Annotated in this window: 20 protein-coding genes and 4 tRNA genes; 12 read left to right on the top strand and 12 right to left on the bottom strand. The window is 62.5% G+C overall.

The genetic code is table 11. The features are described 5' to 3' along the window. Positions 1-8 precede the first annotated feature (8 nt). Complete coding sequence (locus tag AB3X39_RS02010) at positions 9-635, bottom strand: MotA/TolQ/ExbB proton channel family protein (RefSeq protein ID WP_369415683.1); 627 nt, start codon at positions 633-635, stop codon at positions 9-11. A gap of 298 nt (positions 636-933) precedes the next feature. On the opposite strand from AB3X39_RS02010, the gene xseA reads away from it, so the two are divergent. Beyond that, positions 934-2151: an exodeoxyribonuclease VII large subunit gene (gene xseA / locus AB3X39_RS02005; RefSeq protein WP_369415682.1), complete on the top strand. Its 1218-nt coding sequence runs from the start codon at positions 934-936 to the stop codon at positions 2149-2151. Positions 2152-2212: 61 nt separating this feature from the next. Beyond that, entirely contained in the window at positions 2213-2797 is a 585-nt protein-coding gene (locus AB3X39_RS02000) for a Fe-Mn family superoxide dismutase (RefSeq protein ID WP_369415681.1), read from the top strand. Positions 2798-2821: 24 nt separating this feature from the next. Here the strand turns inward: AB3X39_RS02000 and AB3X39_RS01995 are convergent, their stop codons facing one another. The 11 genes from AB3X39_RS01995 to hpnC are packed head-to-tail and all read right to left on the bottom strand — an operon-like array spanning position 2822 to position 15579. After that, positions 2822-5962, bottom strand: coding sequence for a hypothetical protein (locus tag AB3X39_RS01995; RefSeq protein WP_369415680.1), 3141 nt, complete (start codon positions 5960-5962; stop codon positions 2822-2824). Positions 5963-5978: 16 nt separating this feature from the next. Beyond that, the gene (hpnE, locus tag AB3X39_RS01990; RefSeq protein ID WP_369415679.1) at positions 5979-7268 is read right to left on the bottom strand and encodes a hydroxysqualene dehydroxylase HpnE; all 1290 of its coding nucleotides are present in this window, start codon (positions 7266-7268) and stop codon (positions 5979-5981) included. Next, the gene (locus AB3X39_RS01985; RefSeq protein ID WP_369415678.1) at positions 7265-8227 is read right to left on the bottom strand and encodes a glycosyltransferase family 2 protein; all 963 of its coding nucleotides are present in this window, start codon (positions 8225-8227) and stop codon (positions 7265-7267) included. Before AB3X39_RS01985 ends, hpnE begins: the two co-directional genes overlap by 4 nt. Beyond that, positions 8220-9083, bottom strand: a complete 864-nt coding sequence (locus AB3X39_RS01980) for an NAD-dependent epimerase/dehydratase family protein (protein ID WP_369415677.1) — start codon at positions 9081-9083, stop codon at positions 8220-8222. Before AB3X39_RS01980 ends, AB3X39_RS01985 begins: the two co-directional genes overlap by 8 nt. A gap of 26 nt (positions 9084-9109) precedes the next feature. Beyond that, on the bottom strand, positions 9110-9649 hold the full coding sequence (locus AB3X39_RS01975) for a dTDP-4-dehydrorhamnose 3,5-epimerase family protein (protein ID WP_369415676.1): 540 nt from the start codon (positions 9647-9649) through the stop codon (positions 9110-9112). A gap of 29 nt (positions 9650-9678) precedes the next feature. After that, the gene (gene rfbH / locus AB3X39_RS01970; RefSeq protein WP_369415675.1) at positions 9679-11007 is read right to left on the bottom strand and encodes a lipopolysaccharide biosynthesis protein RfbH; all 1329 of its coding nucleotides are present in this window, start codon (positions 11005-11007) and stop codon (positions 9679-9681) included. Further along, entirely contained in the window at positions 11004-12086 is a 1083-nt protein-coding gene (gene rfbG, locus AB3X39_RS01965; RefSeq protein WP_369415674.1) for a CDP-glucose 4,6-dehydratase, read from the bottom strand. Before rfbG ends, rfbH begins: the two co-directional genes overlap by 4 nt. Position 12087: 1 nt before the next feature. Beyond that, the gene (gene rfbF, locus AB3X39_RS01960) at positions 12088-12861 is read right to left on the bottom strand and encodes a glucose-1-phosphate cytidylyltransferase (RefSeq protein ID WP_369415673.1); all 774 of its coding nucleotides are present in this window, start codon (positions 12859-12861) and stop codon (positions 12088-12090) included. A gap of 14 nt (positions 12862-12875) precedes the next feature. After that, positions 12876-13895, bottom strand: a complete 1020-nt coding sequence (locus tag AB3X39_RS01955; RefSeq protein WP_369415672.1) for a 2Fe-2S iron-sulfur cluster-binding protein — start codon at positions 13893-13895, stop codon at positions 12876-12878. A 2-nt stretch (positions 13896-13897) separates the two neighbouring features. Next, entirely contained in the window at positions 13898-14734 is an 837-nt protein-coding gene (gene hpnD / locus AB3X39_RS01950; protein WP_369415671.1) for a presqualene diphosphate synthase HpnD, read from the bottom strand. Then, positions 14731-15579 carry a squalene synthase HpnC gene (hpnC, locus tag AB3X39_RS01945; protein WP_369415670.1) on the bottom strand — a complete coding sequence of 283 codons (849 nt, stop codon included), beginning with the start codon at positions 15577-15579 and terminating at the stop codon, positions 14731-14733. The genes hpnD and hpnC overlap by 4 nt, the downstream gene beginning before the upstream one ends. An 80-nt stretch (positions 15580-15659) precedes the next feature. On the opposite strand from hpnC, the gene AB3X39_RS01940 reads away from it, so the two are divergent. The 10 genes from AB3X39_RS01940 to AB3X39_RS01895 all read left to right on the top strand — a co-directional run bounded on the left by AB3X39_RS01940 (position 15660) and on the right by AB3X39_RS01895 (position 26642). Continuing rightward, positions 15660-16820 (top strand): efflux RND transporter periplasmic adaptor subunit, encoded by a 1161-nt coding sequence (locus tag AB3X39_RS01940; RefSeq protein ID WP_369415669.1) that lies wholly within the window; start codon positions 15660-15662, stop codon positions 16818-16820. Between the two features lie 21 nt (positions 16821-16841). Continuing rightward, positions 16842-20030 carry an efflux RND transporter permease subunit gene (locus AB3X39_RS01935; protein WP_369415668.1) on the top strand — a complete coding sequence of 1063 codons (3189 nt, stop codon included), beginning with the start codon at positions 16842-16844 and terminating at the stop codon, positions 20028-20030. A gap of 96 nt (positions 20031-20126) precedes the next feature. After that, a tRNA-Leu gene (locus AB3X39_RS01930) sits at positions 20127-20213 on the top strand. Between the two features lie 52 nt (positions 20214-20265). Next, positions 20266-21576: a trigger factor gene (gene tig, locus AB3X39_RS01925; RefSeq protein WP_369415667.1), complete on the top strand. Its 1311-nt coding sequence runs from the start codon at positions 20266-20268 to the stop codon at positions 21574-21576. A 137-nt stretch (positions 21577-21713) separates the two neighbouring features. Beyond that, positions 21714-22322 (top strand): ATP-dependent Clp endopeptidase proteolytic subunit ClpP, encoded by a 609-nt coding sequence (clpP, locus tag AB3X39_RS01920; RefSeq protein ID WP_369415666.1) that lies wholly within the window; start codon positions 21714-21716, stop codon positions 22320-22322. Positions 22323-22370: 48 nt separating this feature from the next. Then, a complete protein-coding gene (gene clpX, locus AB3X39_RS01915; protein ID WP_369415665.1) occupies positions 22371-23693 on the top strand; it encodes an ATP-dependent protease ATP-binding subunit ClpX in 1323 nt (440 codons plus the stop codon). A 68-nt stretch (positions 23694-23761) separates the two neighbouring features. Beyond that, the gene (lon, locus tag AB3X39_RS01910; RefSeq protein WP_369415664.1) at positions 23762-26179 is read left to right on the top strand and encodes an endopeptidase La; all 2418 of its coding nucleotides are present in this window, start codon (positions 23762-23764) and stop codon (positions 26177-26179) included. 88 nt (positions 26180-26267) lie between these two features. After that, a tRNA-Gly gene (locus AB3X39_RS01905) sits at positions 26268-26343 on the top strand. A gap of 56 nt (positions 26344-26399) precedes the next feature. After that, positions 26400-26473: transfer RNA gene (locus AB3X39_RS01900), tRNA-Cys, on the top strand. Between the two features lie 79 nt (positions 26474-26552). Then, positions 26553-26642 (top strand) — tRNA-Leu (locus tag AB3X39_RS01895). Positions 26643-26869 lie beyond the last annotated feature (227 nt).

Genomic DNA, 26869 nt, shown 5'->3' with positions numbered 1-26869 from the left:
GGTCCTTATCAGTGCCGATGCAAGTTACGCAGCAAGGTCGGGATCAAGCGCTCGCTGGCTTGTTCCAGATCCAGCACGTAGGCATCAATTCGGCCACGGAAGTAGCGGTAGAACATCAACGAAGGGATCGCGATGATCAGACCGAACGCGGTGTTGTAGAGCGCCACCGAAATGCCGTGGGCGAGGAGTTCCGGGTTGGTGCCGCCTGCGGGCGATTGCGAACCAAAGATCTCAATCATCCCGACCACCGTGCCCAGCAGGCCCAGCAGCGGCGCGGCCGAGGCGATGGTGCCCAAGGTGTTGAGGTTGCGCTCAAGTTGATGCACGGCAGCACGCCCCCCGGCTTCAAGCGCGTTGCGCAAGCCTGTTTCGTGCAAACGTGGATCGGCTTGCGCGGCGTTCAGGCCTGAGGCCAAAACACCGCCGAGCACAGAGCTCTGCGCCAGCTTGGTGATGACATCGTCAGACGGCAAGCCGTTGCGACTCAGATTGAGCACTTCGTCGAGCAGGCGTGGCGGTGCCACACGCACCGTGCGTAGACTCATGAATCGGTCAATGACCAGCGCCAAGGCGGTGATCGAACACAAAATCAAGGGCCAGATCGGCCAACCGGCCGCTTGTATGATCGAAAACAACGTTTCCCCCGGAGGTGATGGGTCCAGCTTCGGACTGTCATGGGCCTAGCTAGGCCACAGTCAGCCGCGCGGATTATCGCTGCAAGGGCTGGGGTTCCTGCAAGGCTTGTGTATGGATTCGTCGCGCAAGGGCTGGGTTCTCAAGTTATCCACAGGGGGTGACGCATTGTGGATAGGGTTGAATCTTTGCCTATTTCATCCCCGTTTCCTGTGGATAAGTGTGTTGACAAGCTGGGTATTTGCACTCTAAGTCCTTGTTGTTATTGGTATTTAATTAGGTTGCTCTTTCATGAGGCACATGCAAGCAATGTGGGATGTCAGCGCCTTGGTGCGGGCGATTGCCGAGACGCTCGGTGATCAATTTGGTGCCGTCACGGTGCAAGGCGAGCTGGGGCAGTTCACCCGTGCCGCCAGTGGCCACAGCTACTTCACGCTCAAATCCAGCGACGGCGCAGCCAGTTTGCGCTGTGCGATGTTCCGCCGCGCCGCCAGCGGGCTGGATTTTTATCCCCAAGAAGGCCAGCACGTCGAGATCTGGGGCCGGGTGGCGGTGTTTGAGCCGCGCGGGGAATTGCAGTTCATCGTTGAAGCGATGCGCCAAGCGGGTGCGGGCACCTTGATGGCGCAGTTTGAGCAGCTCAAAGCACGGCTGGCGCTGGAAGGTTTGTTCGATGCCGCGCGCAAGCGGGCCATCAACGCCTACCCACGGCGTATCGGCGTGGTGACCTCGCTGGCGGCAGCGGCGCTGCACGATGTGGTCACGGCCTTGCAGCGGCGTGCGCCGCATGTCGAAGTCTTGATCTACCCCGCGCCGGTTCAAGGCGTGGAGGCACCGCCTCTGCTGGCGCAGGCGATCCGCGAAGCCGGGCGCAATGCCGATCCCGACACCGTCATCGACACCTTGATCGTTTGCCGGGGCGGGGGCTCGATGGAAGACCTGTGGGCCTTCAACGACGAGCGGGTGGTGCGGGCCATCGCGGCTTCACCCATTCCCGTGGTGTGCGGTGTGGGCCATGAAACCGACATCACCTTGGCCGACTTTGCCGCCGATGTGCGCGCACCCACGCCCACCGCTGCTGCTGAGATGGTGGCGGTGGCACGTGCCGATGCGCTCGCGGTCTTGGCCGCTTTGGCGCGCCAAGCGCAGGGCCGGGTGCAGCGCCGTTTGGAACGTGATGAGCAGCGGCTGGATCGGCTGCAACTGCGTTTGGCGCGCCCGGGCGATGGCTTACAGCGGCAGCAGCAAAGGCTGGACCGCTTAGCGCGGCGGCTGGTCGAGGCGGTGCGGCAACAGCAAACCCGTCGAAGCGCCCGTCTCGATGTCTTGCAGGCCCGGCTGGCGGCGCTTGATTCGGCCCATGTGTTGGCGCGGGGTTACGCTTGGGTGCGCGACGGCGCAGGTCAGCCGATCAGCACCACGGCGGCTTTATCGGTGGGTGATGCGTTCAGCGTGGTCTTGAGCGATGGCCGGATCGAGGCTGTGGTGACCGCCGCGCTGCCCGGTGCATCGGCCTGAGGCTGCCTACAATCGCCCGCTCACACTGATCCCATCCTTTCCACATCCTCAAGGAGTTTTCATGGAACACCAACTGCCTGCTCTGCCCTTTGCCACCGATGCCTTGGCCCCCCACATGTCGAAGGAAACCTTCGAATATCACTACGCCAAGCACCATCAGGCCTATGTCACCAACTTGAACAACTTGATCAAGGGCACGGCTTTCGAGAACGCGTCCCTCGAAGACATCATCAAAACCTCTGCGGGCGGCGTGTACAACAACTCGGCCCAAGTCTGGAACCACACCTTCTTCTGGAACTGCCTCACGCCCAACGGTGGCGGTGCTCCGAGCGGCGCTTTGGCTGACGCCATCAACGCCAAGTGGGGTTCGTTCGACGACTTCAAGAAGGCCTTCCAAGCTTCGGCGGTGGGCAACTTCGGTTCGGGCTGGACGTGGCTGGTGAAGAAGGCCGACGGCTCGGTCGATATCGTCAACATGGGTGCTGCGGGCACCCCGCTGACCACCGCCGACAAGGCGCTGCTGTGCATCGACGTCTGGGAACACGCCTACTACATCGACTACCGCAACATGCGCCCGAAGTTCGTCGAGACCTTCTTGACCTCGCTGGCCAACTGGGCGTTTGCTGAAGCCAACTTCGCGGCCTGATCCTGACGCGAGTCGTTCACGGGTTCACGGGCTGGTGAGCACCAGCCCGCCGTTGCTGCTACCGCCCACCACCATCAGCCGGTTGTTGCCGAAGGCAATGTCGTTGAAGTCGTAAGCCAAGGTGGCGATGCCGGGTGGTGTGTGGTCGGCCCAGCGCAGGCCGTCGGCCGAGCTCAGTACCACGCCGCCCAAGCTGGGAGAGCGGTTCTTCGCCATCAAGTGGAAGCGCCCGCCGCCAAAGAGCACCCGCTCGTAGCCCACCACACCGGGAATCGACAGACCATCCTTCAACCCTTCGGGCGAATCGGCTCGCTCAGTCCAAGTCGATCCGCCATCGACAGAGACCAGCAGCGCCGGGTAGAAGTTCAGATAACCCGCACCGGCCTGGGTGTTGGGCGACGAGTTGAGCCCGGCGATCACCAGCACCCCGTTGCCCTCACTGATGCTGCGGAAATCGTTCGGCTGGTGCGGCGAGCTGTTCATCGTCAGGGTGTTGAGACTGGTGTTGACGTTGGGGGCTTGCGGATGGCTGGTGGCCCAGGTGATGCCGTCGCTGGAGCTCATCAGCAAGCCGCCTTGGCCCACCGTCAGGAAGCGGCCGTTGAGAAAGACCACCTCGTTCAGGAACACGTTGTTGGTGAGCGTGCCCGGCAGGCGGTTGACCACCGTCCAAGTCACCGCATCCGGTGAGGTCGCGATGGTGGCGTACTGCCCCACAGCCACGTAGAGCCCCTTGCCCCACGTCACGCTGGTCATCTGGCCGTTGACCGACAGCCCCGGCACGAAGGACTCGCTCCAGTGCACCCCGTCGGTCGAGCTGGCGATGCGCCCTTGGTTGTCGGGCATCACATAGCGTCCGTTGAGGAAGCGGACGATGCCACCGCTGCCGGTTCCGGCCGTCACCATCGTCGGGTTGACCAAGCCGAGGGGTGAGCGCACCAGGTCGGTCGCGCCATCGGCCGACCAATCCAGGTCGTAGGTCTGGACCCGGCTGACAAAACGCTGGCCGTCGAAGGCCACCGAGCTGCGGATCTTTGCCGAGCCCGGCGCGCTGTGCACCCAGTCCAGCCCGTCCAGCGAGGTGCCAACACAGAAGGGCGCGCCCATGCCAAGCGTCGGCGCAGCTGCTCCCAGATTCGGCCCTTGCAGCGGCCCGACCGCCACGTACAGGCCTTTCGCATAGGCGACTTGGACCGGCTTGAAGTCCTGCGCCTGCAACAGCACCGGGTGGTTGTTGCGATAGCTCCAGGTCACGGCATCGGCCGAGCTGCGAAAGCCGTTCATCTCCGGTACCGCTTGCAGCAGTTGCCCGTTGACCCACGAGAGTCGCCCACCGCCGTAGCTGGCGCCGTTGGCCACTGCCGTCCATGTTTGCGCATCGGCTGAGCGCATCACCACGCTCCAAGCCAGACCGGACAACGGGTCCGCCAGTCCACCCGAGGCGACGAACTGGCTGCCGGTCCAGACCACCGCGTCGAGTCGGGCCGGCTGGGCGCTGGCTGTGCCCGGATTGCGGGTGGCGGCGATGTAGGCGTTGGTCGAGGCCCCGCCCCAAGTCGCACCGCTGTCGGCTGAGCTCAGCACTGTGGCCGCAGCGCCGGTGGCGACCATGCGGCCGCTGGCCGGGTCGATGGCGATCGCCAGCAGATCGGCGCTGCCCAAGGTGCGGGCGGTCCAGATCTGCCCGTCGGTCGAACTCAGCAGCGTGCCGCCCTGGCCGACCACCCAGTAGCTGCCGGCGCCCCAAGTCAGACCGTTGAGCGCCACCGCCACGCCACTGCTGCGAGCTGTCCAGCTCAAACCGTCGGGCGAGCTGAGCAACGTGCCAGCTTGGCCGACCGCGATGAACTGGCCGTTCAGCCAAGCCACCTGGTTGAGATCCTGCGTCGTGCCGCTGGTTTGAGGGGTCCAGACCTCGCCGTCGGCGGACGTGCGGATCAGGCCGCCGCGCCCCACGGCGACGAAGCGGCTGGCATCGGTCGTGACCGAGAGCAGATCGCCGCTGGCGGCGGTGGGGGTCTGCACCATCCAGCGCACGCCCAGGCCGGGCGCGGTGGGATAGCTCGGCGCCGCTTCGCCAGCGGCCACCCGGGCCACCGCCATCGGTCCAATGCCCACCGTCACGTCGGCGATCGGTGAACCGGGGTTGAGCGTGTCATAGACGCTGACCGTGTTGACGTTCTGGTTGGCGACATAGAGCCGCTGTGTGGTCGTCTCCACCGCCAGCCCAGCCGGATTGGCAAAAAAGCCGGCACGACCGGGCAAGGTCGCCAGCACCGAAGCTTCCGGGCTCAGGGCCGAGATGGTGTTCGAGAATGCGTTCGAGACGTAGATCCGGTTGTCCGTCGGATTGATCGTCAGGCCGGTGGGCATGGCGCCGACCGGGGCGCTGCTGCGCACGCTCAGACTGGCGGCGTCGATCACCAAGATTTGGTTGCTGGTGTAGGCGTTGGCGTAGACCTGCCCGGCGGCCGGATCGGTGGCCAAGGCCGTCACCACGGCCGCCGACAGGCCGGTCACGCTACCGATCACTGCCCGCGTGCTGGTGTCGATCACCATCACCGAACCGACCCCGGAGACCCCGGAGACCCCGGAGACCCCGGAGACCCCGGAGACCCCGTAGAGCCGCTGCTGCAATGGGTCCAGCGCCAGTGCCGACCAAGTCGCCCCCACGTTGATCGTCGCCTGGACCGTCAGCGGACTGCCCGCCAGCACCACCACGTTGTTGCCCGTGGCCACATACACCTGATGGCGCCCCGGATCGATGGCCACGCCGCCGGGCGCCGCGCTAAGGGGCAGGGTGCCGAGGGTGGCATGGTTGCGGGTATCGAGACTCACCAGCGCATGCACGCCGCTGGCGCTGTCGCTGGTGGTCACATAGGCGCGCTCGGCGGGGTCGTCCACGGCGATGGCGTTGGGCACCCCGGCGAGCGTGATCGTCTGCGCCACGCTTTGGGTGGTGGTGTCGATCACCGAGATGGAACGGCTGCCGGCGTTGAGCACGTAGAGCTTGGCGGGTGCGGCGCTGGACGTGCCGCCGTTGTTGCCACCATTGCCGCCACCACTGCCATTGCTGCCCCCTGATCCACCCCCACAGCCGCTGAGCAAAGCGATCCATACAGTGATCAGCCAAGCCATCAAGACCATGCCAGTGCGGTGGGACAACATAAAAATCCTTTGCTTAAACCAAGGCGTGGGCGGCGGCTTGACCGCTGCGCACCGCACCTTCCAAGGTTGCCGGATAAGGCCCTTCAATGTAATCGCCTGCGACGACCAAGCGCGGGCTCAGACGCGGGTCGGGGCGTGCGGCGGGGCGATGCAGGCCCGGTGTGCAGCGGAAGGTGGCGCGTTTTTCAGCGACATAGCTCTCGACCACCAAGCTGGCGCCGCCGGGCCACAGGGCCTCGGCTTGAGCTTGAATCGCCGCCAGCGTTGCGGCTTGGCCGCGTTCCACCCAAGGCGCTGCGCCGCTGATCACGAAGCTGAACCGCCCCGGTTGTCCTTGGATCTGGCCTTGATCGAACACGAACTGCGCCGGGTTGGGCTGCGCTTCGGTGTGCTCGGGCAGTTGCACCATCGGTGCGGCCAGGTTCAGCGGGCGGCCGTCAAGACCGTGGGCTTGCAGATTGACCGTGACGATTGGCTCGTAGCCGAAGGCCGCTGCTTCTCGGGACCACGTGGGCGCGATGTCTTGGGTCAGTCGGGCGGCTTCGAGGGCTGAGCACGCCAAGATGATGCCGTCAGCGCCTGGTGCGTCGGCGGCACTCAAGGCCTCGACGCGCTGCCCCAAAGTGATCGTTGCGCCGTGTTGCTTCAACCAGCGCTGCGCCGGATGGGGCAGCAGTTCCGCCAGCGGCGCTTTGGGCAGCAGCAAATCGGCGGCACCCGGCCCTGAAAAGAGCGCGTCACGCAGCACGCGCAAAAACACCTCCGCGCTGGCTTGATCGGCCGGTGTGTTGAGCGCCGCCACGCATAAGGGATCAATCAGATCGCGCCGCAGCGCCGGGGCCATGCCACGGCAGAGCTCCGTCACGCTCAAGCGCGGGTCGCAACGAAAACCGCGCAGCGCCCAAACGCCCGACCGGGCCAGCAAGGCCAAACGCTCGGGCCCCGTCCAAGCGGGATGGCTTAGCACCCCTCGGGTGAGTGCGATCAGGGCCGGGCCTTGGGGCAAGCGCAGACCTTGGCCGTGGGCGTTGACCAGACTCAACGGGCGGCGCAGCAGCACCTGTTCTGGGTCCACGCCCACCGTCCGCATCAAGTCAAGGGTGGCGCTGTAGGCCCCGATCAAGATGTGCTGGCCGTTGTCGAGCGCCGGGGCACCGGGGTGTTTGGGCGCCGTGCTGCGCGCCCGGCCGCCCAAGGTGGGGGCCATCTCGAACAGGCTGACTTGCGCCCCGCGCTGCACCGCTGCCACCGCTGCCGCCAGCCCCGCCCAGCCGCCACCGACAACGGCGATGCGGGGTTTCATGGCTGGGCGCGCTGCAAGCCGAGCCACGATCGCAGGCGACGATGGATCTGTTTGAGGCGTAAGCGCCGGCGCATCTTGGCCATGAATTCGGGCACATGGCGTTCAGCAAACGCGAGGCACTCTTGGTAAAGCGCTTCGTCGGTCTGCTGCAAACGTTTGAGGGTGTGCTCGATTTGTTGCGGCAACTGAACGTTCTGGCGATAAGCCGTCAACGTGGCTTGATCGACACCGAGCTGTTTGGCGTGGGCGTAGGGCAAAACCAAAAATTCAAGGTTGCCGCGCAGCAACTTGGGCGACTCATGCACGGTTTTGATCAAATTGCCCGGGTGCCAGCGGTAGACGCACACCGGCCGAGGGATCACGCCCACAGGACCTTCCACGGCGAGCTTGAGATACAGCTCCGAGTCGGTGCTGAGGTTGTGCTCATTGAGCAAAAAGCCCAAACGGCGTGCATCGCTGCGCCGGAAAAGCATGTTGCACAGGATGATGTCCTGCGGTGCCACGGTGCCGCGTGAGGCAAAAACCTGTTTGCCATCCACCACCCCGTCGAAGGGCGGGGTCATGCGGGTCGCCACGCCCGTGACGGTGTCGAGGACTTCACCGCCGGCATAGACAAAGGTGGGTTGATGAGCGTCGATCAGGGCTGAGGCATCGCGCAGGTACGTTGGGTCGGTGAAATAGTCGTCGTCCGACATCAGCAGAAACCATTCGGTCTGCGCCAGCTCAAAAATAGCTTTGCGCCAGTTGCCGACCATGCCGATGTTGCCGGTGTTGCGTGAGTAGCGTATGCGGGGATCAGCGGCATATCGCTGCATGTACGCTTCGGTCCCGTCGGTGGACGCATTGTCGGAAACGATGATTTCAAAATCAGCGTCCTGCTGCGCCAAGATGCTTTCTAGCGCTTGGGGCAGGTAATCGATGCGATTGAATGTCGGCAGGATGACGCTGATCTTAGGCATGGTCGTGGAGCGTGTCGGGATCAAGGTGCGGCACCAAACGCATGATTTCGTGCTTTCGGTAAGGCATGGCACCCGGCAAGATCTTGCCGGTGGCGCCCCAGTGGGCCCACCAATGCTGGGCAAAAGCCAGCAGGGTTTGAGGGTGGCCGCTGGCGATGTGGTGGATGGAGGGTTCACCCTTGGGACTGGGGTGGGCGTCGAAATCGAGATGGCGGATGAATTGCCGCGCCACATCGACCACATCGACGAAATCACGCACTTGCTCACCCGCACTCATCGGGAAATCAGCGCCGCTGCGGGCAGCCAGACGCAAGCTGGGCCAAAGTCGGCTGGCTTGTTCACCTTCGCCGTAGACCTGAAAGATGCGCAGCAGCTTCAACTGCACACCATGCTCGCGGGCAAAGCCGGCAAAGGCTTGGGAAGCGGCCGCCTTGGAGCTGGGGTAGGACAGGGTGGGTGCCAAGGGCGTGTCGGTGCGGATCTCATCCATACCTTCGGCCGCCCGGCCGTATTCAAAACAACTGCCCGCGACGATGAAGCGACCCACCCCGGCTTGCAAGGCTTGTTGCGCCAGCTTGATGGGGGCGTAGACGTTCCAGTACAGGCAGGCGTCCAGCGGCGCGTAGGGCGGGTTGGGGGTATGGGAGGCCAGATGCACCCAAACATCCACACCGCGCAGGGCCTCACGGTGATCGCCGTCGAGGGCACCGTCAAGCCATGTGGGTTCAGTGTCGAGGGGGATGCGTGTTTGGCTGCCGGGACGGCGCAGGGCGATGACTTCGTGCCCTGCGGCCAAGGCTTGCTGGAGAACATGCGAGCCGACAAAGCCGGTCCCGCCGGTGACGAAGAGCTTCATGGTGTGCCGGGCAAATTCGGAAAAGGTCAAAACGGGCTGGCGAAATCGCGCAGGCTTGGGTGAGCTTGGTCGCGGGCCGAGACGATGGCGGGGGCATCGCCCAAGCCCCAATCCATGCCAAAACTGTCCCAGCGCACGCCTTGGTCATGGGCCGGGCTGTGCTCGGTGCTGGTGTGATAGACCGCCACGGTGCCGTCTTGCAGGGCCCGAAAACCGTGGGCGATGCCCGGGGGCAGCAACACCAAACGAGGCTCTTCGGCACTCAGCACCACCCGAGCCGAGCGTCCAAAACCCGGGCCGGGGCGCAGATCCAGCAAAACATCCAACAGGGCCCCGGCTGGGCAGTACACCAGCTTGGCGTGATCGCGCGGCGGCACTTGGAAATGCATGCCCCGGATCACGTTGCGGTTTGAGAGCGAATAGAACGACTCGGCGTGTTCGATCACCACCCCCGCTTGCTCAAACACCGAGCGGGCATAGGTCTTGACGAAATGGCCTCGGGCATCGTCGATGCGGCGCAGCTTCACAAGCCAAGCGCCGGGCAGCAGTTCTTCGGTGAAGTCCATGGGGGCGGCGAAACGGTTCGCTTAGACGCTTAGAAGTTGAGGCCGAAGAATTCTTCGAGGCGCTGCACCACGAAGTCGAGTTGTTCGGTGCTCAGGCCCGGATAGACGCCCAACCAGAAGGTCTGGTTCATCACCACGTCAGTGCGTGTCAGCTCACCACTGACGCGGTAGTTCTTGCCGATCATGTAGGGCTGACGGGTCAGGTTGCCCGCAAACAAAAGCCGCGTGCCGATCTTGTTTTGATCCAGATAGTTCAGCAGATCGACCCGTTTGACCCCGGCGCTTTCCTTCAAGATCAGCGGAAAACCAAACCACGATGGATCCGAGTGCGGGGTCGCTTCGGGCAAATGCAAGAACTCGGCGCAGCTTTGCAGGCGTTCCTTGAGGTAGGCGAAGTTGGCTTTGCGCGCCGCGATGAACTCGTCAAGCCGGTCCAACTGCGCCAAGGCGCAGGCCGCTTGCATGTCCGAGATCTTCAAGTTGTAGCCCAGGTGGCTGTAGGTGTACTTGTGGTCGTAGCCTTCGGGCAGGTTGCCGAGCTTCCAGCAAAAGCGCTTGTTGCAGGTGTTGTCCTTGCCGGGTGGGCAGTAGCAATCCCGGCCCCAATCACGGAAGGATTCGGCAATCAGCTTGAGCTCGGCGTTGTTGGTGAACACCGCCCCGCCTTCGCCCATGGTGATGTGGTGCGCCGGGTAAAAACTCAGCGTGGCGATGTCACCAAAGGTGCCGACCATCTGACCCTTGTAGGTTGCCCCCAAGGCGTCGCAGCAGTCCTCAACCAGCCAGAGGTTGTACTTTTTGCAAAGCGCGGTGACGACCTCTAGGTTGAACGGATTGCCCAAGCTGTGGGCCAGCATGATGGCCTTGGTTTTGGGCGTGATGGCGGCTTCAATCAGGCTGGCGTCGATGTTGTGCGTGGCCAGATCGACATCGACAAACACCGGCACCGCGCCGAATTGCAAGATCGGGTTGACGGTGGTTGGAAAACCCGCCGCCACACCGATCACCTCGTCGCCTTGCTGGATGGCGCGTTCGCCCAAGCGGGGCGAGGTCAGGGTCGAGAAGGCGACCAAGTTGGCCGAGGAGCCTGAGTTGACTGTGATGAGATGCTTGACGCCGAGGTATTGCGCTAGGCGGGCTTCAAAGGCCGCGTTGAAGCGGCCTGTGGTGAGCCAACCATCCAGCGAGGCTTCGACCATCAGTTGCAATTCCTTGGCCCCGATGACTTTGCCCGAGACCGGCACCACCGATTGACCCGGTTCGAAGGCCTTGGGGGCGTAGGTGATGTCGGCGTATTGCTGCACGAGCTGGGCGATCTCGGCGCGCAACTGATCGGGGGTCTTGGCCGCTGTCGTCATGCTGCTTTCCTATTCATGGCTTGGGTGTAGTTCTGGATCTGTTCGAGGCAAAGCGCTTGCATGTCTTGGCCGGCCAACCAGGCTTGGTGCCAATGCACGATGCGCTCCAAGGCTTGGTCCAAGGACCAGCAAGGCTGCCAGCCGAGCCGGTGTTTGGCTTTGGCAATGTCGAGTTTCAAGTAGCCCGCTTCGTGCGGGTGATCGGTGCCGTCAAGCTGCCAGCAGGCGTCGCCGCCCCACGCTTGCACCAGCCGCTCCACGATCCAGCGCACCGGGCGAGCATCGTCATCCATGGGGCCGAAGTTCCAGCCTTCGGCATACGTCTGACCGTGTTGCCAGAGATGCTCGGCCAAGGTCAAGTAGCCCGAAAGCGGCTCCAGCACATGCTGCCAAGGACGGGTCGAGTGTGGATTGCGGATCACCACGGGCGTGTGACGTTCGAAGGCCCGCAGGATGTCGGGCACGAGGCGATCTGCCGCCCAGTCGCCGCCACCGATGACGTTGCCCGCGCGCGCCGAGGCCAAGGCGATCCCACTGCCTTGGCCTCGGCTCTGAAAGAACGAGCGCCGATAAGCACGGGTCACCAGTTCGGCACAACCCTTGCTGTTGCTGTAGGGGTCATGGCCGCCCATGGGTTCGTTCTCGCGGTAGCCCCAGACCCACTCGTTGTTTTCGTAGCACTTGTCGGTGGTGACGTTGACGATCACCCGCACGCTGTCGGTGTGGCGCGCTGCTTCAAGCACATGCACCGTGCCCATCACGTTGGTGGCGTAGGTGGCCACAGGCTCGGCGTAGGACAAGCGCACCAGCGGTTGGGCCGCCATGTGGATGACGATCTCGGGGCGAAACGCTTGCATGGCTTGCAGCACGCCATCCAAGTCACGGATGTCTTGGGTCGTGCTGGCCATACCGTCGCCCACCCGGGCGGTGCCGAACAGGTGCGGCGTGGTCGGCGGCGCCAGCGCCAGCCCGTGGACCTCGGCCCCAAGGGCTTGCAGCCACAGGCTGAGCCAGCTGCCTTTGAAGCCGGTGTGTCCGGTCAGAAAAACGCGTTTGCCGCGCCAAAACGCTGGATGCATGTCAGTCCCAAACCTTCCAAGGCGCTTGGCCGCTGTCCCAGAGTTTTTCGAGGTGAATCTTGTCGCGCAGGGTGTCCATCGGCTGCCAGAAACCGTGGTGCTCGTAGGCCATCAGTTCGCCGTCTTCGGCCAGCTGCATCAGGGGCTCTTGCTCCCAGATCGTGCTGTCGTCCTTGAGGTAGGGCAGCACCTTGGGTGAGAGCACAAAGTAGCCCCCGTTGATCATGGCGCCATCACCTTGCGGCTTTTCTTTGAAGCGCATGACTTGGCGGCTTTGGATGTCCAGCGCCCCAAAGCGACCCGGCGGATAGGTGGCGGTCAGGGTGGCCGCTTTGCCATGGCTGCGGTGAAAGTCCAGCGTGGCTTGGATGTTGATGTCCCCCACGCCGTCGCCGTAGGTCAGGCAGAAAGCTTCTTCGTCTTGCACATAGGGTGCAACTCGGCGCAGGCGCCCCCCGGTCATCGACTCGTCGCCGGTATCGACCAAGGTGACTTTCCACGGCTCGGCGCGCTTGCTGTGGACTTCCATGCAGTTGTTGCGCATGTCAAAGGTGACATCCGACATGTGCAAGAAGTAGTTGGCAAAGTACTCCTTGATGACGTAGCCCTTGTAGCCGCAGCAGATCACGAAGTCATTGACGCCGTGATGGGCGTAGGTTTTGAGGATGTGCCAGAGGATGGGCTGCCCGCCGATTTCAACCATCGGCTTGGGACGGGTGGCGGTTTCTTCGCTCAGGCGTGTGCCCAAGCCCCCGGCCAAGATCACAGCTTTCATAGGAGGCCTTGTCGTCAGGATGCGGTGTTCGGTGCCGAACACACGAAGGCGTCGGCGTGGAAATGGCGGGGGGGCAGGCCCGCTTCGATCAGCCGCTCGCGAGCCGCGTGGACCATCGCGTCCGATCCACAGGCGTAGACCGTGCTTTGGCTCAAGATGGGCGACGGGTGGGGTGATGGAGCGAGCAAAACGTCTTGCACATGCCCGCGTGCCCCCGCCCAGTCTGAGTGGGCGCGCGACAGCACGGGCACATAGCGCTGGAGGTGCTCCAAGGGCGGTTGCCAGTACAAATCAGCGGCTTGCCTGCCGCCCCAGTACAGGGCGACGGAGCGGGGGCGCTCAGTCTGCGGCAGCCGCGCCAAGCTTTCCAGCATGGCTTTGACCGGGGCGATGCCGGTGCCAGTGGTCAAGAAGATCAAGTCACGCTCGGCCACGGCGCGCAAAAAGAAGGTGCCCAGCGGCCCGCGCAGGCGCAGCAGATCGTTGGGTTTGGCCTGCTCGAACCAGTAGCGGCTCATGGCCCCGCCGGGGACGTGTCGAATGTGCAGTTCAAGCTGAATGCCTTGGGTTTGGCTCACCGCGTTGGCCACCGAGTAGCTGCGCTGCAAGCCACCGGGACCGATGACGTCGATGGATTGACCTGCGTGATGCATCCACGTTTGTTGCGGTGCTAGGCGTAGCACCACCCTCATCACATCGGGGGCCAGCAAGCTCAGGCTCTGGATGCGGCAAGGCAGGGTTTTGACCGGCGGCAGCGGCACACCCAGATCCTCGATGCCGTCGAGGTGGACATCGGTGAGCGCTGAGCGGGCACAGCTCAGGATCCAGCCTGCGTCGCGATCTTGGGGCTCAAGACCGACCTCTTCGTGGAGGCTTCGGGTCTGGCCGTGGCTGATCTGCGCTTTGCACGCGCCGCAGCGGCCCGTCAAGCAACTGTGTTCGAGCGCAATGCCAGCGCGCAGGGCGGCTGCCAACATCGATTCGTCCGGCCCAGCTTCAAAGTTGCGGCCGCCAGCAAGAGTCACCTGCACCATGGTTAACGTCCCTGCCAATTGGTCCGCATGGCGATCCAGATCTTGCGCAGCGGTGTGAGCGAGATGCGTTGGTGCAGGACTTGGAAATCGCCGGCTTCGATCTCGCGCAGCAAGGTGCGGTAGATGTTGGCCATCATCAGCCCGGGGCGTTGGGCGCGGCGGTCGATCTCGGGCAGCAAGGCCAACGCTTGGTCGTAGGTTTGGTGGGCCCGCTCAGCCTGAAAGCGCATCAGGGCCGAGAAACGCTCGCTGTAATCGCGGTTCAAGATCTCGTGCGCCTTGACATCAAAGCGCTGCATCTCATTGACTGGCAGGTAGATGCGACCCCGCCGGGCGTCGTCACCGACGTCACGGATGATGTTGGTGAGCTGGAAAGCTTGGCCCATGCGGTGGGCGTACGTCACGGTGGCCTCGGCTTGACGGCCAAAGATGTTGGCGGCGACCTCACCGACCACGCCGGCCACCAAGTGGCAGTAGCGCTCTAGGCCAGCAAAGTCGAGATAACGGGTTTGAGACAAATCCATCTCGCAGCCGTCGATCACCGCGAGCAGGTGGTCGGCGCGGATGCCGTAGTCCTTGACGTGCGGCATCAACGCCTGCGTGACCGGGTGACTGGGGCTGCCGCCGAAGGCGCGTTGCACTTCGGTGCGCCACCACGCCAGTTTGGTGGCGGCGACACCAGCGTCGCTGACTTCATCGACGACATCGTCCACTTCCCGGCAAAAGGCATAGAACGCCGTGATGGCGGCCCGGCGCGGCGGCGGCAGGAACAGGAAGGCGTAGTAGAAACTAGAGCCGCTTTTGGCGGCCTTGTCCTGCACGTATTGTTCAGGGCTCATGAAGGGCGGTGCGAGAGGTTGTCGGGGCGCATGCGCAAGGCACGCCACAGCAAGCGTGGCGCGTCCACGGCTTGGATCGTCGGACGCGTGCGCAGTGTGCCATGGTCCAGCGCCCGGATTCGGTCGAGGATGCGCAGCCCACCTTGAACGACCAGCCGCAGCTCCCAGCCCAAGCGGCCGGGTAGACGGTGCACCAACGGGGCACCTGCCATCATCAAGTCCCGCGCCCAAGCGACTTCGGTGGCGATGAGTCGGCGTGCAGCGGGGCTGTCTTGACCGGCCAAAAGGGCTTCGGGATCGACGCCCGCCGCCAAGCAATCACTCTTTGGAATGTAGAGCCGGCCTCGGGGCAGGTCGATGGTGCAGTCTTGCCAGAAGTTGATCAGTTGCAAGGCGGTGCAAATCGCATCGGACTCGCGCAGGGCCTGCGGATCCTCCACGCCCCAGATGTGCAGCAGCAAGCGGCCCACCGGATTGGCCGAGCGACGGCAATAGTCGAGCAGCTGCGCGCGGTCGGCGTAATGGTGCACATGCACGTCTTGCGCAAAGGCTGAGAGCAGATCTTCGAGCAAATGGAGCGGCAAGTGGTAGCGATGCAACACCGGAGCCAAAGCGTTGAACACCGGAGCCCAGCGCAGTGAGGGCGGTTGATGCTGCGCGATGGCATGCAGATCCTGACGGTAAGCGGCCAAATCGGCCAATCGGGTCTGCGCCGGCGCGTCGCCCTCATCGGCCAAATCGTCGGCCGTGCGTGCGTAGCCGTACAGTGCGGCCACGGCCGGTCGGAAGACCGGGGGACAGAGCCATGAGGCGACGGGAAAATTTTCGTAGTGTTCGACCGACATCGCTCGGATTATCCGGCCTCGGGTAGACTCTTATTGCTGACCAAGTGGTCATTAAGACATTAAAAATCAAGGAAGCTGTCATGGATCGTGTGCAGTCCGACGCGGGCAAGTTAAGCGCTGGATGGAGTCGCCTTGGTGTGGCCCTCGGTTTTGCGACGGGTTTGGCGCTGTTGGTCAGTGGCTGCGGTCGCCAAGCGCCCGCGCCGGAAGCGGTGCGCGCCGTGCGTGTCATGACGGTTCAAACCGAATCGCGCATGAACGCCATGCTCTATGCGGCCGACATCCGCCCTCAAACCGAGTCACGCCTCGGCTTTCGGGTCAGTGGCAAGCTGGTGCAACGCTTGGCGGCGGTGGGCATGCATGTGAAGGCGGGACAGCTGTTGGCGCAGCTCGACGCGGTCGATCTCAAGCTTGGGCAGGATGCCGCTCAGGCGTCGTTGCAAGCGGCCCAAGCCAATCTCGATCAGGTGAGCGCGGACAACCAGCGCTTCCAGGGTCTGCGAGCCCAAGGATTCATCAGCGCGGCGGAGTTGGAGCGTAGCGACACCGCCTTGAAGGCGGCCAAGTCGCAGCTGGAGGCTGCGCGTGCCCAAGCGGGCGTGCAGCAGCATCAGGCGCAGTACGCTGCTTTATCGGCCGATGTGGCAGGCGTGATCACCGCCACCGAAGCCGAAGTCGGTCAGGTTTTGACGGCCGGAACATCGGTGCTGCGCTTGGCCCATGACGGCCCGCGTGACGCGGTCTTTGCGGTGCCAGAAGACCAAGTCAACGCCGTCAAGGCGTTGGTGGGGCGCAAAGAGGCGCTGCGTGTTCAAGTGTGGGGCTCCGATCAGAGCCTGCCGGCCACGGTGCGCGAAGTGGCTGCGGTGGCCGACCCGGTGGCACGCACCTTCCAAGTCAAAGCTGATCTGGGCCGTGCTGCCGTGCCGTTGGGCCAAACCGCCACGCTGAGCATGCCGGGTGGGCTGGGTGGCACGGTGGAAGCCGGTGGTTTGTATCTGCCCTTGACGGCGTTGTCCGAGCAAGCGGGCAAAACGGTGGTTTGGTTGCTTGACGAAGCCAGCATGACGGTCAAGCCGCAGCCGGTCGAGTTGGGCGTGGTGGTTGGCGATCGCTTGCAGATCAAGGCGGGTTTGCAGGCCGGACAGGTGGTGGTGACGGCGGGTGTGCATGTGTTGACGCCCGGTTTGGCAGTGCGACGCTATGTCGAATCGCCTGCAGCGGCTTCGGCCACGCGTTGAACGCCTGAGGAGCGCTGAGCCATGCAACCGCATCCCCACGACCCTTCGGGGCGTTCCAAATTCAATGTTTCCCGTTGGGCGTTGGAGCACCCGGCGCTGACGCGCTACCTGATGGTGGTGCTGTTGCTGCTCGGCTGGGTGGCTTATTTCCAGCTGGGTCAGGACGAAGATCCGCCCTTTACCTTCCGCGCCATGGTGATTCAGGCCGCGTGGCCGGGAGCCACCGCCGAGCAAGTGGCCGAGCAGGTCACCGACAAGATCGAGCGCACCCTGCAAGCCGTGCCCAACGCCGACATCATTCGCAGCTACACCAAGCCGGGTGAGTCGGTCACGATCTTCCAGGTCAAGGACAACGTGGTTGGCAAGGAGGTCCCCAACCTTTGGTACCAAGTGCGCAAAAAGATCGGTGACATGCGCTCGACCTTGCCGCCAGGGGTGCAGGGGCCGTTCTTCAACGACGAGTTTGGCGATGTCTATGGCTCGATCTTTGCGCTCTCGGCCGACGGCTTCAGCGACGAAGAACTGCGCGACTTTGCCGAGAGCGTGCGCTCCAAGCTGCTGCATCTGAACGATGTGGCCAAGGTCGATCTTTTTGGCGTGCAGCCCGAAAAGATCTTTGTCGAGATCAGCGGCCGGCGGCTGGCCGAACTGGGCATCGACCTCAATGCACTGATCGCACAACTGGGGTCGCAAAACGCTGTTGAAAGTGCAGGCGTGCTGGAAACCACGCAAAGCAACGTTCAAGTGCGTTTGAGCGGCGCGTTGCAGTCGGTGCAAGCCTTGCGTGATCTTCCGGTGCGGGCGGTCAATCCGGCCACGGGCATGGCCAACACCGTGCGTCTGGGCGACATCGCCCAAGTGCGGCGCGGGCTGATCGATCCACCGGCGGTGAAGGTGCGCTACCAAGGCAAAAACGTCATCGCTTTGGGCGTGGCCATGGCCAAGGGTGGCGACATCATCCGCTTGGGGCACGCCTTGCAGGCCGAAGTTCAAGCCGCCCGCGCCGAGCTGCCTCATGGCATTGAGCTGGAGCAGGTGCAGGATCAGCCCAAAGCGGTGGCCAAGTCGGTGGGCGAATTTGTCAGCGTCTTGATCGAAGCGGTGTTGGTGGTGCTGGGGGTGAGCTTCATCAGCTTGGGGCTGCATCGCTCAGCAGCGTTTGCCGATCGGCGCTGGTACCAAGGCTGGAGCTTGGACATGCGTCCAGGCTTGGTGGTCGGCATCACCATCCCGCTGGTGCTGGCGATCACCTTTGTGGTCATGTACTACTGGGGCGTGGGCCTGCACAAGATCTCGCTCGGCTCGCTGATCATCGCGCTGGGCCTGTTGGTGGACGACGCCATCATCGCCGTCGAGATGATGGTGCGCAAACTCGAAGAAGGCTACGACAAGCTGCGTGCGGCTTCCTTTGCCTACGAGGTGACCTCGATGCCGATGCTCACCGGCACCTTGATCACCGCCGCAGGCTTCTTGCCGATTGGCATGGCGCGCTCGACCGTGGGGGAGTACACCTTTGCCATCTTTGCCGTGACGGCCGCCGCTTTGCTGATTTCTTGGCTGGTGTCGGTGTATTTCGTGCCTTATTTGGGCGCGCGTTTGCTCAAGGTGCATGCGCCGCAGCATGGGGCCCAAGAAGGAGAAGAACACGATCTTTTCGACACGCCGTTTTATGCCCGCCTGCGGCGCACGGTGTCGTGGTGTTTGGCGCATCGCTGGATCACCTTGGGCGTGACGCTGCTGGTCTTTGTGCTGGGCTTGGCCGGCATGGGGCGGGTGCAGCAGCAGTTCTTCCCCGATTCCAGCCGACCCGAATTGCTCGTGAGCTTGTGGTTGCCCGAAGGAGCCACCCTGCAAGCCAGCGAGGCGTTGGTGAAGCGTTTTGAGGCCCGGGTCCGCACCGAAGCGGATGTCGAGAGCCTGACGTCGTGGGTCGGTAGCGGTTTGCCGCGCTTTTATCTGCCGCTCAACCAAGTCTTTCCGCAAAGCAACGTCAGCCAAGTGATCGTCATGCCGACGGATCTCAAGGCGCGTGAGCGTTTGCGCAAGCTGCTACCGAGCATCTTGGCCGAGTCGTTCTCGGAGTCGCGCAGCCGCGTTGAGCTGCTCTCCAACGGTCCGCCGGTGGCCTATCCGGTGCAGTTTCGGGTGATGGGGCCCGATGTGGCCGGGGTGCGCGCTTGGGCTGATCAGGCCAAGGCCATCATGGCGGCTGAGCCACAACTGCGTGGCGTCAACGACAACTGGAACGAATCTGTGCCCGTGATGCGCTTGACCGTGGACCAGAACCGGGCGCGCACGCTGGGCGTCAGCAGTCAATCGGTGGCGGTGGCGGTGCGCTCTTTGCTGGGCGGCAACACCGTGGGCCAGTACCGCGAGGGCGACAAACTGGTGGACATTGTGCTGCGCCAGCCCGCCCAAGAGCGCCGGGTGCTGGCCGATCTGGCGGGCGCCTATGTGGCAACCGCCACTGGGGCGATGATTCCGCTCACCCAAGTGGCCAAGCTGTCACCGGCGTGGGAGCCCGGGGTGCTCTGGCGCGAAGGCCGGCAGTTCGCTGTCACGGTGCAAGGCGATGTTGTCGAAGGCGTGCAGGGCCCGACGGTCAGCAAGCAAGTCGAGCCGGCCTTGCGGCTGCTGGAAAAGCGCATGCCGCCGGGCTACAGCATCGAAGTGGCCGGCACGGTGGCTGAGAGCAGCAAGGGCCAAGGCTCGATCGCTGCGGGCGTGCCGGTGATGCTGTTCCTGATCTTCACGCTTTTGATGCTGCAATTGCAGAGCTTTTCGCGCGCCGTGCTGGTGTTCCTGACCGGGCCGATGGGCATTGCTGGGGTGGCGGCGGCGCTGCTGATCTTGGACCGGCCTTTCGGCTTTGTGGCCTTGCTGGGCGTCGTGGCCTTGATGGGCATGATCCAGCGTAACTCGGTGATCCTGATCGATCAGATCGAACAGGACCGTTCGCGCGGCGTGGCGGCGTGGGATGCGATCGTCGAAGCGGTGGTACGGCGTTTCCGGCCCATCGTGCTGACAGCGGCAGCGGCGGTGTTGGCGATGATCCCTTTATCCCGCAGCGTGTTCTGGGGACCGATGGCTGTGGCCATCATGGGCGGGCTGATTGTGGCCACCGCTTTGACCCTGCTGGCGCTGCCCGCCATGTACGCGGCGTGGTTCCGTATCCAACGACCTGCGCCCAAGGCGCTCACAGGTGGCTAGAATACGGGTCCTCAAGGATCTAAGAGGGCAGTTTCGAGTCTTCGAGACTGCCTTCATGTTTGGAGGATGGCCGCAAGGGGCCATCCCGAACGAACTGCGCGGGTGGCGAAATTGGTAGACGCACCAGGTTTAGGTCCTGACGCCCTCACGGGCGTGCCGGTTCGAGTCCGGCCCCGCGCACCAGTTGACCCCGGCTGATTCATCAGCCGGACTGAAATCGAAAGAGCACAAGATCATGGCCGTTACCGTGGAAACCCTCGAAAAGCTGGAGCGTCGCATCACGCTGACGTTGTCCGCTCAGGACATCCAGAAGGAAGTGAACACCCGTCTGAAGCGTTTGTCCCGTACTGTCAAGGCGGACGGCTTCCGTCCCGGCAAAGTGCCGATGACGGTGGTGGCCCAGCGTTATGGCTACTCGGTGCAATACGAAGTCATGAACGACAAGGTCGGCGAAGCGTTCGCTCAAGCCGCCAACGAAGCCCAATTGCGCGTGGCGGGTACGCCGCGCATCAACGAGCGCGAAGGCGCTGCTGCGGGTGAGTTGAGCTTCGACGCGACCTTCGAGGTCTATCCCGAGATCCAACTCGGCGATGTGGCGACCTTGAGCGTCGAGCGCATCAGCGCCGAAGTCACCGATGAAGCCGTCGATCGCACCATCGACATCCTGCGCAAGCAACGTCAAACCTTCAGCCAGCGTGCACACGCTGAAGCGGCCATCCCGGGTGATCGCGTCACGATCAACTTCGAAGGCAAGATCGACGGCGAACCCTTTGACGGTGGCCGTGCCGAAGATTTCTCGTTCACGCTGGGCGACGGTCGCATGCTCACCGAGTTCGACCAAGCCGTCACCGGCATGAAGACCGGCGAGTCGAAGACCTTCCCGCTGACTTTCCCGGCCGACTACCAAGGCAAGGAAGTGGCTGGCAAGGAAGCGGATTTCCTCGTCACCCTGACCAAGGTGGAGCAGCCGCATCTGCCCGAAATCGACGAAGCGTTCGTGGCTTCGCTGGCCATTAAAGAGGCCACGGTGGACGGTTTGCGTGCTGATGTGCGCAAGAACTTGGAGCGTGAAGTCAAGTTCCGTTTGGCCGCACGCAATCGCGAGTCCGTCTTGAACGCGCTCGACACCTTGGCCACCTTTGACGTGCCCAAGGCCCTGATCGACGCTGAAAGCGAACGTCTGGTGGCCGGTGCCCGCGAAGATCTGAAGTCGCGTGGTGTCAAGGACGCCGACAAGATGCCCGTGCCGGCTGAAATGTTCGCCTCCCAAGCCGAGCGCCGTGTGCGTTTGGGCTTGGCCCTGAACGAAATGGTGCGTGCGCATGACCTGAAGGTCACGCCGGAACAGCTCACTGGGCACATCGACGATCTGGCCCAAAGCTATGAAAACCCGGCTGAAGTGGTGCGCTGGTATTTCAGCGACCGTCAGCGTCTGGCTGAAATCGAATCGGCGGTGTTGGAAAACAACGTCACCGAATTCGTGCTCGGCAAGGCCAGCGTGACCGACAAGGCCCTGAGCTTTGACGAACTGATGGCCATGAACTGATGTGGCTTGGAGGCCTCAGGGCCTCCGTGATCTGCACCATGCAAGGGCGCTTCGGCGCCCTTGTTCTTGATGGCTGCGGCAGGGAGGGGCTCGCGCCCTCATAATCCCCGCCGTTGTCTGGAATCCTGGAAAGAAACATGAGCGCCATCGATACACAAAATCTGGGCCTGGTGCCCATGGTGATTGAACAGTCCGGTCGGGGTGAACGGGCGTATGACATTTACTCGCGGCTTTTGCGTGAGCGGGTGGTGTTTTTGGTCGGTCCGGTCAACGACCAATCGGCCAACCTTGTGGTGGCTCAGCTGCTGTTCCTTGAGAGCGAAAACCCTGAAAAGGACATCTCGCTCTACATCAATTCGCCGGGGGGCTCGGTGAGTGCTGGCATGTCGATCTTCGACACCATGCAGTTCATCAAGCCGGCGGTCTCCACCCTGTGCATGGGCATGGCGGCCAGCATGGGGGCTTTCTTGCTGGCAGCGGGCGCCAAGGGCAAGCGTTTTGCGCTGCCCAATTCGCGCGTCATGATCCATCAACCCTTGGGCGGCGCACAGGGTCAGGCGACGGACATCGAAATCCAAGCGCGTGAGATCCTGCGTCTGCGCGAGAACTTGAACAAGATCTTGGCCGAGCGCACCGGGCAAACGCTGGAGAAGATCCAGAACGACACCGAGCGCGATTACTTCATGTCGGCAGATGACGCCTGCAACTACGGTTTGATCGATCAGGTGCTGACCCGTCGGGGCTGAGGTTGTTGGTGCTCAGACCCGCTCTTCTTTTGGACAAAGGTAGTTCCCATGGCTGACAAAAAAGGCTCTCCCGGCGAGAAGGCCCTGTATTGCTCCTTTTGTGGCAAGAGCCAGCATGAGGTCAAGAAGCTCATCGCCGGCCCTTCGGTGTACATCTGCGATGAGTGCATCAGCTTGTGCAATGACATCGTGCGCGACGAGCTTCCGGCGGCTGAAGCGGCCATCGGCGCCGCTGCTGACGGTGCAGTTCCCGCCGTGCTTGACGCCCGTAGCGATTTGCCCATTCCCAGTGAGATCAAAGCGCTGCTCGATCAGTACGTGATTGGCCAAGATCAGGCCAAGCGCATCTTGTCGGTGGCGGTTTACAACCACTACAAGCGCCTGAAACACTTGAGCCCCGAGCGCGGCAAGAAGATCAGCGATGCGGTCGAGCTCTCCAAGAGCAACATCTTGCTGATCGGCCCCACCGGTTCAGGCAAAACGCTCTTGGCCCAAACCTTGGCGCGCATGCTCAACGTGCCTTTCGTGATGGCCGACGCCACCACCCTGACCGAAGCCGGTTACGTGGGTGAGGACGTCGAAAACATCATTCAAAAGCTGTTGCAGAACTGCAATTACGAGGTCGAGCGCGCTCAGCGCGGCATCGTCTACATCGACGAAATCGACAAGATCAGCCGCAAGGCCGACAACCCCAGCATCACCCGTGACGTGTCGGGCGAAGGCGTGCAGCAAGCGCTGCTCAAGCTGGTCGAAGGCACGATGGCCTCGATCCCACCGCAGGGCGGCCGCAAGCATCCTAACCAGGACTTCTTGCAGATCGACACCACCAACATCTTGTTCATCTGTGGCGGTGCCTTTGATGGGCTGGAGAAGGTGATCCAGAACCGTTCTGAGAAATCAGGCATTGGTTTTGGCGCCACGGTCAAAGGGCCATCCGAGCGCAGCATCACCGATTTGTTCAAGCAAATCGAGCCGGAAGATCTGATCAAGTTTGGGCTGATCCCCGAGCTGGTCGGTCGCCTGCCCGTGGTGGCGACCTTGGGTGAGCTGACTGAAGACGCGTTGGTGCAGATCCTGACCGAGCCCAAAAACGCGCTGGTCAAGCAGTATCAAGCGCTGTTCGGCATGGAAGAGGTGACGCTGGAGTTCCGCATGGAAGCGTTGACCGCCATCGCCCGCAAGGCGCTCAAACGCAAGACAGGAGCGCGCGGTTTGCGTTCCATCGTTGAGCAAGCCTTGATGGACACGATGTTTGATCTGCCACACCTGAAACAGGTGGCCACCGTGGTTGTGGATGCAAACACCATTGAGAACGGCGAGTTGCCGCGCATGATCGAGAAAGAAGACGCTCAGATCAGCAGTGCAGCCTGAGATTTTCGGCACTTGTCCTTGCATTCAACCGCTACGCTCCCACATGGCGCGTAGAAAGAGAGGTTCCCATGTCCGGTCACCCCGTACTTCCCCCTGATCCGATCACCTTGCCGCTGCTGCCGCTGCGCGACGTGGTTGTGTTTCCGCACATGGTCATCCCGCTGTTCGTGGGCCGCCCCAAATCCATCAAGGCCCTTGAATCGGCCATGGAGTCGGGCCGCCAGATCATGCTGGTGGCGCAAAAGGCTGCGGGCAAAGATGAGCCCAAAGCCGAAGACATGTTCGAGACCGGCTGTGTCTCGAACATTTTGCAAATGCTCAAGCTGCCCGACGGCACCGTGAAGGTGTTGGTCGAAGGTTTGCAGCGCGCCAACACGACCACCATCGACGACAGCGGCGAGTTCTTCAAAGCTGAAGTGGTGCCCGTGCCGCCGGCTGACCTGAGTGCGCCGGAGACCGAAGCGCTGCGTCGCGCCGTGACGCAGCAGTTTGATCAGTACGTCAAGCTCAACAAGAAGATTCCGCCCGAGATCCTGACATCGATTGCAGGCATCGACGATGCCGGCCGTCTGGCCGACACCATCGCGGCGCATTTGCCGCTCAAGCTGGAAAACAAGCAAGCCATCCTTGATTTGTTCCCGATCGCTGGTCGCTTGGAAAAGCTGCTGGAGCTGCTCGAACACGAGGTCGATATCCTCCAAGTCGAAAAGCGCATCCGGGGCCGCGTCAAGCGCCAGATGGAAAAGAGCCAGCGCGAGTACTACCTGAACGAGCAGGTCAAGGCGATCCAGAAGGAACTGGGCGAAGGCGAAGAGGGCGCAGATCTCGAAGAAGTCGAGAAGAAAATCGCCGCCGCCAAGATGCCCAAGGAAGCGCGCAAAAAGGCCGACAGCGAGCTCAAGAAATTGAAGCTCATGTCGCCCATGTCGGCCGAAGCGACGGTGGTGCGCAACTACATCGACACGCTGATCAACCTGCCTTGGGCCAAGAAGAGCAAGGTCAAGCACGATCTGCCGCTGGCTGAAGAAGTCTTGAATGAAGACCACTTCGGGCTCGACAAGGTCAAGGAACGCATCTTGGAATATCTCGCGGTGCAACAGCGCGTCGAGAAGGTCAAGGCGCCAATCCTGTGCTTGGTCGGCCCCCCGGGCGTGGGCAAGACCTCGCTGGGGCAATCGGTGGCGCGTGCCACGGGGCGCAAGTTCGTGCGCATGGCCTTGGGCGGCATGCGTGACGAGGCCGAGATCCGGGGGCATCGCCGCACCTACATCGGCTCCATGCCCGGCAAGGTGCTGCAAAGCCTGACCAAGGCTGGGGTGCGTAATCCGCTGTTCTTGCTGGACGAAATCGACAAGCTCGGCATGGATTTCCGGGGTGACCCGAGCTCAGCGCTGCTGGAAGTGCTCGATCCTGAGCAGAACCACACCTTTGCCGACCATTACGTCGAGGTCGATTTCGACTTGTCGGACGTGATGTTCATCGCCACCTCCAACTCGCTCAACATCCCGCCCGCCTTGCTCGACCGGATGGAAGTGATTCGTCTCTCGGGCTACACCGAAGACGAGAAGGTTTCGATTGCGCAGCGCTATTTGCTGCCCAAGCAGCGCACCAACAACGGTGTGAAGGACGAAGAGCTCGACATCGCCGAAGACGCGATCCGCGCCATCATCCGTTACTACACCCGTGAAGCTGGGGTGCGTTCGCTGGAGCGCGAAATCTCGCGCATTTGCCGCAAGGTGGTCAAGGGCTTGTCGCTCAAAAAGTACGTCGGCAAGGTCGAGGTCAACGCGGCCAACCTGAACGACTTCTTGGGTGTGCGCAAGTACAGCTACGGCGAAGCCGAGAAGCAAAACCAAGTCGGCCAGGTCAATGGACTGGCATGGACCGAAGTGGGTGGCGATCTGCTGACCATCGAAGCCGCCGTGATGAACGGCAAGGGCGCCATCATCCGCACCGGCTCGCTCGGGGACGTGATGAAGGAGTCGGTCGAAGCGGCTCGCACGGTGGTGCGCAGCCGGGCTGCTCGCCTTGGTATTCGGGAAGATCTGTTCGAAAAGCGCGACATCCACATCCACGTGCCTGATGGCGCCACACCCAAAGATGGTCCGAGCGCGGGTGCTGCGATGACGACGGCTTTGGTGTCGGCGCTCACCGGCATTCCCGTGCGGGCCGATGTGGCGATGACGGGTGAGATCACCTTGCGCGGCGAAGTCACCGAAATTGGCGGCCTGAAGGAAAAGCTGCTTGCGGCGCACCGTGGCGGCATCAAGACGGTGTTGATCCCGGAAGAAAACGCCAAGGATCTGCAAGACATCCCCGAGAACGTCAAGAGCCAGCTCGAAATCATCCCCGTCAAGTGGATCGACAAGGTGCTGGAGATCGCCTTGGCCAGCAAGCCTCAGCCGCTGCCCGAGGAAGAGGTCAAGGCCGAGCCGCCCAAAGCGGCCGAAGCTTCGACCGTCGTGACGGATTCCCTTAAACATTGAGTGGTTAATTTCCCCAAGGGCTTGCATTACTTGGGGAAATCGCTCTACAATTCAATTCTTGTTTGATGCAAAGCGCTAAACAAAATACGCGGGAATAGCTCAGTTGGTAGAGCGCAACCTTGCCAAGGTTGAGGTCGCGAGTTCGAGCCTCGTTTCCCGCTCCAGAACTTGAAAAAAGGGAAGCCCATCGCTTCCCTTTTTCGCAGTAGCAAGTCATAACGGCGCGGTAGCAAAGCGGTTATGCACCGGATTGCAAATCCGTGTAGGTCGGTTCGACTCCGGCCCGCGCCTCCAGTTCAACTGGTCTTAAAGCCTCGCTCACGCGGGGCTTTATCATTAGAACCCTCCGTCTTCAGCCTCTGAAGATCGGGTTGCCCGGATGGCGAAATAGGTAGACGCAGCGGACTTAAAATCCGCCGACTTTAAAACGGTCATACCGGTTCGATTCCGGTTCCGGGCACCAAATCAAGCAACACATTGCACCGCATCCCCCTGAACGCCCTAGAGAATCAACGCTCTGGGGCTTTTCTTTGCCCATAGAGCACCGCATAACAACGCTTGAACCTACCACCATGAGGGGGCAAAAATGGGGGTAACCACAAATAAGCCTTCAGGAGTTGCCCACTCCATGGCCACCGACAGCTGACATATGTCGCCATTCACCATGATTTTGACTGCCTCATCTCAATG

Origin of the sequence: Leptothrix ochracea (genome assembly GCF_041083635.1) — a bacterium.
GTDB classification, from domain to species: Bacteria; Pseudomonadota; Gammaproteobacteria; order Burkholderiales; family Burkholderiaceae_C; genus Sphaerotilus; species Sphaerotilus ochraceus.
This window is presented reverse-complemented; position numbering and strand designations above follow the sequence as displayed.

What these genes read in the sequence shown, in the direction of transcription:
- rfbF (WP_369415673.1), bottom strand. Translation starts at nt 12,861, where the DNA reads ATGAAAGCTGTGATCTTGGCCGGGGGCTTGGGCACACGCCTGAGCGAA.
- hpnC (WP_369415670.1), bottom strand. Translation starts at nt 15,579, where the DNA reads ATGTCGGTCGAACACTACGAAAATTTTCCCGTCGCCTCATGGCTCTGT.
- rfbG (WP_369415674.1), bottom strand. Translation starts at nt 12,086, where the DNA reads ATGCATCCAGCGTTTTGGCGCGGCAAACGCGTTTTTCTGACCGGACAC.
- clpX (WP_369415665.1), top strand. Translation starts at nt 22,371, where the DNA reads ATGGCTGACAAAAAAGGCTCTCCCGGCGAGAAGGCCCTGTATTGCTCC.
- AB3X39_RS01935 (WP_369415668.1), top strand. Translation starts at nt 16,842, where the DNA reads ATGCAACCGCATCCCCACGACCCTTCGGGGCGTTCCAAATTCAATGTT.
- AB3X39_RS01985 (WP_369415678.1), bottom strand. Translation starts at nt 8,227, where the DNA reads ATGCCTAAGATCAGCGTCATCCTGCCGACATTCAATCGCATCGATTAC.
- xseA (WP_369415682.1), top strand. Translation starts at nt 934, where the DNA reads ATGCAAGCAATGTGGGATGTCAGCGCCTTGGTGCGGGCGATTGCCGAG.
- AB3X39_RS02000 (WP_369415681.1), top strand. Translation starts at nt 2,213, where the DNA reads ATGGAACACCAACTGCCTGCTCTGCCCTTTGCCACCGATGCCTTGGCC.
- tig (WP_369415667.1), top strand. Translation starts at nt 20,266, where the DNA reads ATGGCCGTTACCGTGGAAACCCTCGAAAAGCTGGAGCGTCGCATCACG.
- clpP (WP_369415666.1), top strand. Translation starts at nt 21,714, where the DNA reads ATGAGCGCCATCGATACACAAAATCTGGGCCTGGTGCCCATGGTGATT.
- AB3X39_RS01980 (WP_369415677.1), bottom strand. Translation starts at nt 9,083, where the DNA reads ATGAAGCTCTTCGTCACCGGCGGGACCGGCTTTGTCGGCTCGCATGTT.
- AB3X39_RS01955 (WP_369415672.1), bottom strand. Translation starts at nt 13,895, where the DNA reads ATGGTGCAGGTGACTCTTGCTGGCGGCCGCAACTTTGAAGCTGGGCCG.
- hpnE (WP_369415679.1), bottom strand. Translation starts at nt 7,268, where the DNA reads ATGAAACCCCGCATCGCCGTTGTCGGTGGCGGCTGGGCGGGGCTGGCG.
- rfbH (WP_369415675.1), bottom strand. Translation starts at nt 11,007, where the DNA reads ATGACGACAGCGGCCAAGACCCCCGATCAGTTGCGCGCCGAGATCGCC.
- hpnD (WP_369415671.1), bottom strand. Translation starts at nt 14,734, where the DNA reads ATGAGCCCTGAACAATACGTGCAGGACAAGGCCGCCAAAAGCGGCTCT.
- AB3X39_RS01940 (WP_369415669.1), top strand. Translation starts at nt 15,660, where the DNA reads ATGGATCGTGTGCAGTCCGACGCGGGCAAGTTAAGCGCTGGATGGAGT.
- lon (WP_369415664.1), top strand. Translation starts at nt 23,762, where the DNA reads ATGTCCGGTCACCCCGTACTTCCCCCTGATCCGATCACCTTGCCGCTG.
- AB3X39_RS01975 (WP_369415676.1), bottom strand. Translation starts at nt 9,649, where the DNA reads ATGGACTTCACCGAAGAACTGCTGCCCGGCGCTTGGCTTGTGAAGCTG.